The sequence below is a fragment of the Thermoanaerobaculia bacterium genome (genome assembly GCA_018057705.1).
GTDB lineage: Bacteria > Acidobacteriota > Thermoanaerobaculia > Multivoradales > JAGPDF01 > JAGPDF01.
Genome location: JAGPDF010000046.1, coordinates 23,649 through 37,075, shown reverse-complemented (window position 1 = coordinate 37,075; position 13,427 = coordinate 23,649). Strand labels below are relative to the sequence as shown.

Here is a 13,427-nt window from a genome sequence, read left to right as displayed (position 1 = left end):
TGGTGTTCCCGAGCTCGTCGGTCTCGGTCAGCAGCTGGTCGTTGCCGTCGAAGGTCCGGGTCGTTTCGACGCCCGACTCGTCCACCTCGTGCGTGACGTTGCCGCGCGCGTCGTAGTCGAGCTGGCGCGAAGCGCCGAGGCGGTTGGTGACGATCTCGCGGTTCGCGGCGAGCTGGTGGTCGTAGAGGATCTCGTGGCCGAAGGCGTCGACGTGCTTCGTCAGCCGGCCGTCCGGGCCGTACTCGTTGCGGATCGGGGTTCTTCCGAGGGGACCGTGGATCTCCTCGAGGTAGTGATTCCCCGAGTAGGTGTAGGTCGTTTCGGCCTCGGTGCGGTCCGTGAAGCTCGTGAGATCGCCCGCGGCGTCATAGACGTAGACGAGATCTTCCCCTTCAGGGTCCACGATCCGCGTGATGCGGTTCTGCGCGTCACGCTCAAAGGTGATGCTGGCACCGCTCGTGTGGCTGATGCCGCCGGTAGTGAAGCTCACCGCGTTGCCGTTCGGATCGGCGATCTTCGTCACGCCCGTGGTGCGGTTCACCTCGAAGGCTCTTCCGTCACGGGTGGTCAGCCGCACCTGCGGCGGGTCGTAGAGGCCGCCTTCTGTGGACAGGAGCTGGCTGCTGCCGGTCGCCCAGAAGATGTTGGTGCCGGCTATCGCCTGCAGCGTCGCTCCCGGCACCGGGCCGTCGACGTACGCGAAGCCGGCGATGCCGTAGCAGCCGCCGACGCCCGGCGCGAGCTGCGTCAGCACCGGGCGGAAGCGGTAGACCTCGCGGTCCGAGAGCTTCACCGTCGAGATGTGCGACTTCCTCTCCTGCGCGGTGTCGCAGGGCAGGAAGCCCTGCGCGATGTTCCAGCCGTCGCCCGTGGGCCGGTTCGTGCGGTACGAGCCGGCCTTGACCTCGAGCTCCCAGCCCTGCCCGAAGTCGCCCTTGCGGTGCCCTCGCCGGCTGTCGTAGCCGCGGATCACCTGGATCGGGATCCCCGAGAGCGGCACTTCGAGATCGACGAAGGCGAGCGCGAAGTGGCCGATCTTGCGCTGACCTTCGACGTTGAGCGCGATCGTCTCTTCGACGTAGTTGAGCGCGGTGTCCACCGCACGCAGGCGCACCTCGTAGAGGCCGTTCTCGAGCAGCGTCGGGTCGAGGGTGCCGAGCGTCTGCGCCTCGAGCGGCGTCGTGCCGGTGCCGAGCGAAAGCCAGTCCGAATCCCCCACCGCCCGGTAGGCGAGCGTCCAGCTCTGGAGCTCCGGCGAGCGCACCGTGCCGACGATCGGCGCCGGGCCGGTGACCTCGGCGAGGTCGGCGGGCGAGAGGATGGCGACGTCGGGGAGCTCCTCTTCGTTCGAGATCGTGAGCGTCGTCGCCTCGGTGATGTAGATCCAGTAGCCGCGCCCGGGACGGAGCTCCGTCATGTCGTTGGCCCAGACCGGCACCGCGACGTCGTAGACCTCCCACGGGTCGGCGCTGTCGGTCGGATCGAAGCCGAAGAGGCGGATGTACTGGCCGGCGATCGAAGCGAGAGCCGTCGCCACCGGCCGCGCCGAGCCGGCGGGGTAACCGATGAGATTCCACCCCAGGCAGAGCGGGATCGAAGTCGTCGTCGGCTCGGGGCCACCTTCGGGGAGCGTCCCACTCCCCTGCCCTTCGAGCCAGAAGCCTTTCGTCGGCGTGATCGCGGTCAGATCCGAGGTCCCCGGGCTCGCCGGATCCCAGACCTTCCACGGATCGGCGGTGTCGCAGGCGTCGAAGGCGAAAACCCGCCGCACCGCGCTCGCGATCGGCAGGAAGACCGCGCCTGGAGAGGGATCGTTGGGCTGCCAGGAAATGGACAGCAGATTGAAAGCTGGCACTACCGGAACGGCGACCATCGGTTGAACGGACCCGGCCCCCGCGCCGGAGCGCGGAGCGCGAGGCGCAACCCCAGCGGCCGGCTGGCTTCCCTTCAATGAAGTCGGATTCGCATCCGGCGGTGTCGGCGGCGGCGGGATCGCGCCCTCGGGCAGGTCCGTCAGCGGCGCCTGGCCGGCGCCCGTTGCGCCTTCGGCGCGGGGGGCGGCGGTCGGAGCGCTCGTGGCTCCGAGGGGGGTCGTGGAGGCGGTGGAGTCGGTGGAGTCGGCAGAGAAGAAGCTGCTGGTAAAGGAAGTACCCCGCTGCAGCGCCTCGAGGGCGCCGCGGACGGCCCGCTCCTGCAGGTCTTTTCCTTTGCCGAAGATTTTCGCTGGCAGGACAACACCGTCGACCTTCGCGGAGATGCCGAGCCACGCCCCCCGCGCGGCTTGCCGCGCAAACTGTTCTGCCAGCTCGAGGCTGGTCGTCCGCTTCGCAAGGCGGATGTGCGGCCCCAGATTCGAGGCGGACTCCGTGATCTGCAGCCCGAGATCTTGAGGTGCCACCGCCCCCATCCCCATCACCGGTCCGGTGGGCAGGAGGCCGAGCGTGAGGAGGAGGCGGGCGGTCGTCTGCTGCAGCTTCCTGAATCGTGAGGCGATCATCAAGGCACCTGACATCCGGAGTTGTTGTACGAATCGAGTAGATCCTTGATGGTGTTCGCCTCCGTGAGCGCTGCCCCCGAGGGTGCGCTCCCGGGGGGATGGGCGATCAGGAAGAGATCGGCGGCGGTGACCGTCGGCTGGATCCAGGGGTGCGAGCCCTTGGCGAGGTTGAGCTTCGTCGCCACGAGATGCCGGCCGAGGCGCGTCGCCCCGTCCGACCCGCCGTACTCGAGGAAGTCCATCATCGCGTCGTCGTCGTAGTCGGTCGCGCCGAGCAGCAGGTGATCGACCGCCCAGCTCGAGCGGTGGGTCTTCCAGTAGCCCGGCGAGCGCCGGCAGAAGTCGTCGTCGAGAATGGTGACGGTGCTCACCGGATCGAAGAGCACGGCGTCGCCCAGGCTCGCCCCCGAGAAGCGCAGCTCGAAGCTCTCGTCCGGCTCGTCGACTGTGTCGCCCTGGATCGGCACGGGGATCGTCGAGCCGATCGACGCCGGCGGCAGGGTGAGCGACCCGCTGCGCGACGAATAGTCGCCCGGCGCGCGCGCCGTGCCGTTGGCCGTGGCGTAGGTCAGGCCAATCGCGAAATCGGCCGGGCAGGAGACGTCGAGCGGCACCCAGGCGTCGTGCAGACCGCTCTGGCCCTCGTACTCGAAGAGGTCGCGGGCGGTGATGACCGTCGTGTCCACCGGCCGGAGCTCGAGAGCGTCGAAGAGCCCCAGAGCGCCGTCCTCGCCGTCATCATCATCGTCGTCGCCGCCGTGGGCCGGGCCCAGGTCGAGGTCGCCACCGTCGCCGCCGTGGTCGTCGTCTTCCTCCTCGTCGCCTTCGACGTAGAGGTGCACGAGAATTCTGCGTGTGCCGGTGGGTGCGGTCCGTTCGTCCGCGACGGCCATCCAGAGACCGTCGCTCCAGATCCAGCCGGTGTCGAAGGTCTCGAGAGCCGTCGAACCGCTCGCCGGGAGGTACTCCACCGTCAATCGCAGCCGGGCGGAGCCATCCCCCAACTCCGTGCGGACCGCGCCGGAGAAAGCGAAGGCCTGCGCGCCGCTGTCGATCCGGGCGGCGAAGGCGCCGACGTTCACGGTCTGCGCGAGCTCCGCGACGCAAGCCTCGTCGTCATCGCCACCGCCGCCGTGCCCGCCGCCGTTCAGAGCGGTGAGGTCGTCGCCCCCGTGGCAGCCGCCGTCATCGTCATCGTGCTCCCCCGTGAGGGTCTGCAGGCCGAGGTCCTCGTGGTCGTCGTCGTGATCGTCGTCCTCGCAGCTGGAGCCGGAACCACCAGAGTCGCCTGAGCCACCCGTCGCCGCCCAGAGATCGCCGTGACCGTGGCCGTGACCGTCGTCGTCATCGTCCTCGCTCTCGCCCGATCGCCCAACGAAGTAGCGCTCTCCCTCGGCCGCGAGCGGCTCGGCCGGCGCATGGCGCACCCACCAATCGCCCGCCACTTCGGTCCAGCCCGGCACCTCGCAGCCTTCGGGCCGACTCTCGGCGCCGCCGTTCACGAGCAGGTTCGGCCCCAGACAGCCGGCCGCCGCCTCGTCGTCGTCCTCGATCGTGCCGATCGCGGTCGCCGTACCGAGCGTCGCGCCGATCGCGTTCGAGAGCGTGACTTCGACGGTCTCGTCGGCCTCGTCGAGGAGATCGCCGTGGACGACGAGAACCACCCAGGCGGCGGTCTCCCCCGCCGGAATCGTCAGGTGCCCGCCGACAGCGGAGTAGTCGGAGCCCTCGGTGGCGCTCCCTGCGGTCATCGTGACGTCGACCTCGACCGCGCCGAAGGAGGGTGCCGACAGGGTGATCGGGAGCGCGAGCTCGACGTCCCCACTATCGCCTTCGACGACCGCGGCGTTGGCGATGGAAACGACAACCGTGTCGTCGTCGAGGATCGTTCCGCTGCCGGAGCCGTCTACCACCGTTGCGCCGAGGGCGTTCGCGAGCAGCACGGTGAACGCCTCCGCCGGCTCGGCGACTGCGTCCTCGACCGTGGCGACGGTGATCGACTGCATCGTCTCGAACGGCGCGAAGAGGAGCGTGCCACTCACCGGGGTGTAGTCGCCTCCCGCGACCGCGCTGCCGTCGGCGGTGGCGAAGTCGACGCTGACCGGGAAGCTGCTCGGCGTCGAGAGCTGGACGGTGAAGGTCGCGACCCCGCCCTCCTCGACCGTCGCATCGCCGATCGCGAGCGTCGCGGTGTCGTCGTTCAGGAGGGTCGCGAAGACTTCGCTCACGGCGAGCTCGGCGTGCACCGGCGCGGAGAGGACGAGCCGCAGCAGCTCATCGTTCTCGACCACGAGGTCGCCGATCCCCTGAACGACGATCTCCCCCGTGGCGGCGCCGACCGGAATCGCGAGCGTCCCCGAGGCGGCGACGAAGTCCTCGCCGGCGACCGCGGTGACCCCTTCGACCGTCCAGGCGACCGTCGTCACGAGACGGGCCGGGCGGTCGAGCGTGACCGGGAAGGCGATCGGAGTCGACCCGGCGTTTCCTTCGGCCACGGAGACTCCGGAGACCCTGAGCGTCGGGTCGACGTAGACCTCGACAACAGTCGGGTCGGCGGCGACCGGCGTGGCCGGATCGTCCGAGAGAAGGGCATCGACGCCGGTCGCGAGGACCGTCGCCTGGTTCGCCACCGTCTCGACCTCGGCCGGCAGCGCCGGATCGATCGTCGTGCGGTACGAAATCTCGACCGAGGCGTCCACCGGGATCGCGTCGTAGAGCAGGGCGATCGGCGCGCTCTGGGTGATCGGCGGGTTCGGCGGGATCGGTGGGATCGACAGGATGTGCGCGCCGGGCGCGGAGAGCGAGCCCGGGACGAGCTCGAGATGCGCTGCGATGGCGTCCTGGACCAGCACGCCGCCGGCGGCGGTATCGCCGCTCGCCCCGACCGTGATCGTCCATTCGATCTCGTCGCCGGCGCTCGCCACGCCGTTGCCGTCGAGGTCGACCAGGGCGGCCGACTTCGTGGCGCCGAGGCCGGGCGAAAGGTGAACCGGGGTCCGCGTCGGGTCGCTCCGGCCGGGAAGTGCCGGGTCGTCGGTGGCGATGGCGGGCCCCTCCGCCGAGGTCACGGTTCCGGAGTTGACGATCTCCGACACCCCGGACGGCAAAGGACTCGCGATCGTGACCGCGAACTGGACGAGGAGCGAACTGCCGGGGTCGATCGGGTCGAGCTCGACGGTCAACGGGTCTATGTCGAGGAGACCGGCCTCCGGGAAGACCGAGCCCGCGACCAGCGTCGTGTGGGCCGGCACCGGATCGACCAGGCGCACGCCCGTCGCCGGGGTGGCGCCGTCGTTGAAGAGCTCGATGCGGTAGACGATGTCGTCGCCCGGCGACGGCTGCCCGTCGCCGTCGCGGTCGAAGACCGTGGCGGTCTTCTCCGCACGCAGGGTCGGCGGAGCAGCGCCGACGCCGATCGTGAGCCCGGCACAGGCCGAGGCGCCGTCGTCGTCGGTCACGCAGACGGTGACCGGGTAGCTCCCGGCGACCGCGTAGGTGTGACTCGCAGCGACGCTGCCGGAGCCGCCGTCCTCGTCGACCTCGGCCCCCGCGAGGGGGCTGCCATCTCCCCAGTCGACCGTCGCCAGGTGGCTGTCGAGCACTCCCGGATCGGTGAAGGTGGCGAGGGCGAAGCGCTCCTCGAGGCTCGCGTATCCGCCGGCATCGGCCGCCGCCGTGACCGCTGGCGGCAGGTTGAGAACGAGGAGCGGGAACTGACCGCAGCCGGAGGCCTCGCCGTCGTCCTCGACGCAGGTCTCGATCAGGAAGTCGCCGTCGTCGGGGTAGGCGTGGCTCGCCGCGACGACGCCGAAACCGTCGTCGGCGACGGCGTCGGCTTCGGCGCTCGCGCCGTCGTCCCAGTCGACGGTGGCGCTGTGCAGGTCGAGAACGCCGGCATCGGTGAACGGCGCCGCAAGCTCGAACGCCTCGCCCTCGAAGCGCTGCTGCAGACCGGTGTTGAAGCCGCGATAGCGCACGGCCTGCTGCGAGTAGTTGTAGAAGCCGAACTTCCCTGCCGGGACGGCGACCGCGAGATCGAACTGCAAAACGCCGTCGACCCAGATCTTCAGCCGGTCGCCGGCGGTTTCGAAGCGGAAGCGGTACTCCCGGCCGTCGGCCCAACCCGTCCGGCCCAGGGTCGCCGCGCGCGCGAGCTCGAAAACGCCCATCCCGGTGTCCGGCGAGCTCGAGTGCGCCCAGACATGGTCCCCGACGATGCCGCGGGCCCGCGAGACCGCGAGACCGCGGAGGGCGGTGCTCTGGTCCTGCTGCTTCCAGTCGACGAGGAGGAACTCGGCATCCGGATTCAGGGTGTCGCCGGCCTCGAAGCCGAGCACGAAGCCGATGAAGTCGTCGTCCCAGTTGCCGGCCGATTCGACCCGGATGGTCCCTTCGAGGAACGAGCCGATCGCCGGCAGCGGACTGAAGAAGACCGACGGCTGGCTGTTGACCGACTGGAAGACGCTCAGTCCGTCGGCGGCGACGGTCCACAGCGCCGAGGGGTCGGCGCCCTCCCACTCCTCCTCGATCCAGGAGGTGAGCGTCACCGCGCCGGGCTCGATGACTGCGGGAGCCTGATTGCCGATCGTCGCGGAGGCGCTCCGGCAGCCCGTCCGGGCCGTCGAGTCGCGGACGCAGATCTCCACGGTGTAGGTGCCGTCCTGGGCATAGACATGACCGCCGACGACGCTTCCCGTCGTGCCGCTCGTCGGCTGAAGGGTGGCCGTCGTGGTCTGGCCATCCCCCCAGCTGATCGTGCCGCTATGGTTCTGGTTGCCGGTGTCGCCCCAGGTGATACCGGAGAGCGTGAGGAGCGCGCCCTCCGACCCGCTCCAGGGCGCGGCGCCGCCGGAGATCGTTACGATCGGCGTCAAGGCGTCGGAGAAGCGCAGGGCGGCGCTCGCCAGGTTGTTGGCCGGACTCGCGTCAGGACCCGAAGCACCGTCGTCCCCGACCTGAGCTGTGTTGGTGACCGTGGCGCCGAACGGCGCCGTCGCTGGCACCTGCACGGTCACGGTCGGCGAAACGATCGCTCCGGGCGCCATCGTGCCCAGGTTCCAGGAGACGGTTCCGGCGGGGGCGGCGTGAACGCCACCGAGGGTCGCGCTCACGAAGGTCAGACCTGCAGGCAGGAAGTCCGTCAGGACGACTCCGGCTGCCGGCAGGGTGCCCCCGTTCTCCACCCGCAGGGTGAAGACGACGCTCTGGCCGGGCCGCGCCTCGACCGGCAGGACGCTCTTCGCGAGACGCAGGTCGAGCGCCCGGTAGACCAGGGTCTGGCTGCGGGTCGCGCAGCTCTCGCCGCCGTCGTCGTCGACGACGCAGACCTCGATCTCGTAGTTGCCGGGCGCGGCGTAGAGATGCGCGCCGTCAAAGTTCCAGCTTCCGGGACCTCCCGAACCGGCGGCGACCGGCAGGCTCTCGGTGCTGCCATCGCCCCAGACGACCGTCACCTGATGGGTATCGTCGACGCCGGCGTCGGTGAACGACGAACCGGCGAGGCTGACCGCCTCCTCGACGAAACCGGAGCTCACCACGGCGAGGGCGAGGACCGGGGCGACGTTGTCGATCGCCACCGGAATGTCGGCGCAGTGCTCGTCCCCCTCGTCGTCGGTAACGCAGACCGCGAGGGCGCCATCGCCGTCGTCGCGGTAGGTGTGCTCGCTCAGGACCTCGCCCTGACCCTCCTCCTCGGAGACCGTTCCGGGCGTCGAATCGCCGTCGCCCCAGGCGATGGTCGCGGTGTGGGTGTCGAGAACGCCGGCGTCGCTGAAGGCCACGCGAAGCGCCAGCGGCTCACCCTCGCGCCCGCTCAGGAAGCTGTCCGCGACCCCGGCGCCGAAAAGGGCGCGTGCCTGCGAGAAGTCGTAGAGCGCCAGCTTGCCGTTCGGCACCGCGCCCGAGTAGTCGAGCTCGAGCCGCCCGTCGACGTAGAGGCGCAGGCGGGTGGGAGTCGCTTCGAGCCGAAGCCGGATCTCGGTCTGACGTGGCCAGCCGAGCGCCCCGAAATGCGCCCCGCGCTGAACCTCTGCGACGCCGTTGCCGGCGCCGTTCGAATCCAGATCCTGATGCACCCAGAGCTCGCCGCTAGAGGGAATGCCGACGACACGTGAGAGCGCGAGGCCGCGCCGGGCGCCGGTCTGATCTCCCCGCTTCCAGTCGACGAGCAGGTACTCGGCGGTCGGCCGGGCGGTGTCGCCGGCCTCGAAGCCGATGGCGAGACCGACGAAATCGTCGTCGCCGTTGTCGTTCACGCGCAGCGTGATCTCCGTCGAGCCGTAGGCCGGAAGGTCGCCGACGTAGAAGGTCGGCTCGCCGTTCCAGTCCTGGGTCACCGCGCGAGCGTCGGCCGTGAGCGCCCAGTGTGTGGTCGCCCCGCCACCGAGCTCCTCGCGCTGCCAACCGGCGAGATCGAAGTCACCGCTCCGGCGCACCAGCGGCGCCTCGTTGGCGATCGCCGCCGGCGCCGCCGCACAGGCCGCGCCGCCGTCGCCGTCGTCGACGCAGAGCTCGACCGTGAAAGCCCCGTCCTCCGGATAGACATGCTCGCCCTGCGCAGTCCCTGCCGCGATCGCGACCGGCTCGACGGTGCCGTCGCCCCAGTCGACCGTCGCCGTCAGCGTGTCGGCGCTCCCCGGCTCGACGACCGCGAAGCCGCCAAGATCGACGCCCGCCCCCTCCGCGCCGGCGATCGCCGCCGGAGCGACGACGGCGGGAGCGACGTTGCCGATGGTGACCGTGGCGGCATCACTGTCGATCTCGCCCTCGTCGTCGGTCACCTGCACCCGGACGGTGAAGAGGCCCTGGTTGTCGAAGGCGCGCGAGGCCGTCGGGCCGGTGCCGTCGTCGTAGGCGCCGTCGCCGTCGAGATCCCAGGCGAAACTGAGCGCGCCGCCGTCGCGGTCGATCGAGGCACTGGCGTCGAAGAGGAGGATCTGCCCTTCGCCGCCGGCATACGGCCCGCCGGCATCGGCGACGACGCTGACCACCTGGTCGACATCGACGGCCTGGTTGTTCTCGGGCGTCGGGTCGGGGCCGTTCGCGCCGTCGTCGGTCACGACGGCCGCATTCGCGAGTACCGTGATGCCCATGGGCAGCGCCGGATCGACCCGCACGCTGACGGTGCGGGTGACTGCGGCGCCGGTCGCGAGGGCGAACGGCGGCCAGCTGACGACGCCGCCGGCCTCGCTGCCGCCGTCGCTCGCGGCGAGGAACTGCATTCCGGGGGGCAGGTTGTCCGTCAGGGCGACGCCCGTGGCCGTCGCGGCGAAGGCGTTGCGGACCGTCAGCTCGAACTCGACGACATCTCCGGGCGCCACGGCGGAAGTGCCGTCGTCCAGGGTCAGCCAGAGGCCGAGCGCCGTGACATCGAGCGCGGCGGAGATCCGGTTGTTCTCCTCGTTGCACTCGCGCTCGCGGCCGGAAGAGTCGGCCAGGACCGAAAGGTCGGAGCCGACACCGGCGCCGGCGTCGAAGGTCAGAACGAGGTCGAACCAGGCCCCTGGAGCGAGGCCGACCGGAACCGTCCCGGTCGCGCGTCGCGTCTCGGGCGACGGCGGGCCATCGAAGAGAGCCACCTCCAGGCCGGTCGCGATCGGGTTCGGTCCGGCATTGCCGATCCGCACGGTCGCGCGCACCAGCGGCAGGGCGGAGCCGTCGACGACGAGCCGCCCGGCGGTGACGTCAGTGCCGGCGCTTTCGATCGCTGTCGGACCGGCGTTGGCGCGGAACGTCTCGTGCTCGAGCCAGCCCCACGCCGGGTGCGCCGGGATACCGGCGCTGGTGGTGACGTTGTCGATCGCGTAGGCGTGCTGGTTCCAGATCGGCCGGGCGCGCACCCAGTTGTCGTAGGCGTCGCCGATGACGAACAGGCCGCCAGTGCGCTCGCCCCCGGGGACGGGATAGTCCCAGGCGTGGTCGCTGGTGACGAGAATCTCGGCGTTGCCGTCGCGATCGACATCGGCGACCACCGGCATCTCGACCATGGTCGTCGACGACAGGATGTGCTCGAAGTGGACGTCGCCGTCGAGGCCGCGATAGATGCGCAGGCGTCGCTCGTCGCGGTAGACGACCTCGTAGGCGCCGTCGCCGTCGAAGTCGAAGAGCGTCGCGCCGGTCTGGGAGGACGAATAGTCGCGCGTCGAGGCCTGCCAGAGCGCCGTGCCGTCGAGGTGCAGCGCCCAGAGGATATCGGAGCCGGCGACCACGATCTCCGGTTCGCCGTCGCCATCGAGGTCGCCGATCGCTGGCGGTCCGCCCGACTCCGGGTCGGAGCCGGGCATCTCGAGCGGGCCCCAGAGGAGCGTGCCGTCGGTGTCGTGCAGGCGCACGAAGCCGCGGGAGACGACCACGATCTCGGCCTGCGGGTCGGAGTCGGCGTTCACCACCGCCGGATAGCCGTCGGTCTCCGGCCGCTGCCAGGCGATCGTGCCGTCGAAGCGGTAGAGAGTGTTGCCGGTGACGATCTCCTGCAGTCCGTCGAGATCGACATCCGCGACGACCGAGATCGCCCCGCCGACGATCTGGTTGTTGCGCTGGGTCTGGTAGGCCTGGCCGCCGGTGCCCGCCCAGAGGCGGTGCCCGGCGCGGTCGAAGACGTGGGCGCCGACGACGATCTCGACGTCGCCGTCACCGTCGAGATCGGCGAGCGACGGGTTGTCGCGGTTGCTCGTGCCGGAGCCGAACGGATGGGTGTCGTAGTTCTGGCTCCGCCACTTGAAGGCGCCGTTGTGCTCGTAGGCCTGGAGGAAGCCATAACCGTCAGGAGTGACGACCGAGGTCACGATCTCGGGCTTGCCGTCGCCGTCGATGTCCCCCGCCGCGAGACCGCTCATCGAGAAAAACGACGGCGGCACGGTGAAGAGACCCGGCACGTTCCAGAGCGCCGCGCCGCTGTCGCCGCGGATCGCCCGCAGCACGATGTCGGGTTCCGGCGGGAAGGTCGGCGCGAGGTTCGCGGTGACGAAGACGATGTCGGGAAAGTCCTGCTCGTCCCAGACGCCGTCGCCGTTGTCGTCGGTCAGCTGCACGACGATGGGGGTCGAGAGCGAATCGACCGAGAGCGGCTCGTAGGCCGGACCGCCTGCGGGCGGCCAGGCGAGCTCGACGACGGGATTCAGACTGGAAAGATCCCCCGGCGTGCCACAGGCTTCTCCCGAGCTGCCGACGTTGTTGCCCTCGTCGATTTCGACCACCGCGCCGTCGGCATCGACCATGGCGAAGAGCCGGGCGTCGCGCATCTCGACGACGCCGTCGACGGCGACCGCGAGGCTCGCGAGCTCGCCGACGGCAGCTCCGGCGACCGCGCTCTCGCCGACGATGCGATCGGTGGCGCGCGAGAACGTGCCGTCGCGGTCGAGATCCTCGAACACCGCCACCGTGAAGCCGCCGGCCGGCAGCGTGCCGCGATTCCGGAAATCGACCTGGACCTCGCCGGAGATCGCGAGCGTCTGCGGGTCGATCGGGGCCGATGAGGCCGCGATGATCTCGACCGCGAGATCCGCGGCGTGCGCGACGATGTCGAGGTCGGTCGCGGAGTTGTCGCCCGGTGTCGGGTCGGCGCCGTTCGCGCCGTCGTCGTGGGCCTCGCCCGAGACCGCGAGCTCGGTGACGACCGGCTGGAGATCGGCCGGCAGGCGCAGGGTCACGGCGCGCGAGAGAGTCTCCCCGGCGGCCAGCGCGACCGCCGGGAAGGTCACCGTGCTCGCGGCGAGCGCCCCGCCGTGGCTCGCGGAGTAGAAGACCGCCCCTGCGGGGAGGCTGACCGTCGGGGCGACCTGGGTCGCGCCCTGGGTCCCGGCGTTGGTGACCCGGAGGCGCTGGATGAAGGTCGCGCCGGGCGCCACCGACGTGTTGCCGTCATCGATCGTGACCACGAGATCGGGCGTCGCCGCGAGCGCGTCGACGTCGCTCGCCAGATCGTTCGACGGCTGCGGATCGCCCCCCGCGGCACCGTCGTGCGCGATCCGGGCGGTCGTCGTGATCGTTTCGACGCCGGCGACGAAGGTCGCGGCGAGGCGCACGGAGAACGAGCGCGTGACGGAGCTCGCTGGAGCGAGCTCGAACAGAGGCCAGACGACCTCTCCGGCGACGACGCTGCCGCCGTCACCCGAAGACAGAAACTGCGCTCCGGCAGGCAGGCCGGCGGCGAGACGGACGCCGCTCGCGGCCGTCCCGCCGGGATTCTGCGCCGTCAGGGTGACGGTCAGGACCTGTGCCGGCAAGACCGAGCTCTGTCCGTCGGAGATCGCGATGGCGAGGTCGGCGCCGGCCGACGCCGCGAGGTCGAGCGCGGTGAAGGTCCCCTCCGTCCAGACTGCCGTGGTCGCGGGCGCGCCGGCAATCCGGATCTCGAACGACTGGCCGGGGGTGGGACCTTCCACCTCCGGCGTCTCGGGCCGATCTCCCGGGACGTCGAGCCGGTAGCGGCTGCCGCCGTCGGCGAAGGCCGCCGCGCTGGCGATCGTGCCGCCACCGAAGACCGCCTCGACGAGCGTCCCGGGTGCCGCCGGCGCGCCCGCGACCTCGACCGAGCCGAAGCGGCTCGAAGGCAGCGGCGGCGCATCGGCAAGCGACGCCACCGGCGCGAACAGCCCGGCGGCGACCGTGGCCGCGAGCGCCCATGCGAGACGCGGCCGAGTCCCCCGCGTCGATCGTTTCCTTCCCACAGACAGACCGCCCACCGACAGGCGTGCGCTCATAACGACCACTTTCCACCAGCAGAGAAAAACCGTTCCTTGGGGAGTCCATCCTTACACGAGTTTCATATCGTCAAGGCACGGTCCAAAGTGCGGGCAGAAGAGCGGCGCAACTCCGCCCGAAGATTCCTTGCGTAGCGAGGCCGTGGAGCGGATGCCGCTCGCCGCAGATTCCGCAGTTCGAGCTGACCTGGAAGCGCCGGAGAAGTGGCACCGGATGCCGGGTCGAACGT

The 13,427-nt window shown here is 70.6% G+C and carries 2 protein-coding genes; both read right to left on the bottom strand.

Features of this window, described 5'->3' with window-relative positions:
- Positions 1–2,497, bottom strand: a 2,497-nt coding sequence (locus KBI44_14165) for a hypothetical protein (protein MBP9145627.1), incomplete at its 3' end; no start/stop codon positions are given.
- Positions 2,497–13,197 (bottom strand): DUF11 domain-containing protein, encoded by a 10,701-nt coding sequence (locus KBI44_14160; GenBank protein MBP9145626.1) that lies wholly within the window; start codon positions 13,195–13,197, stop codon positions 2,497–2,499. The genes KBI44_14165 and KBI44_14160, both read right to left, overlap by 1 nt.
- Positions 13,198–13,427: the final 230 nt, after the last annotated feature.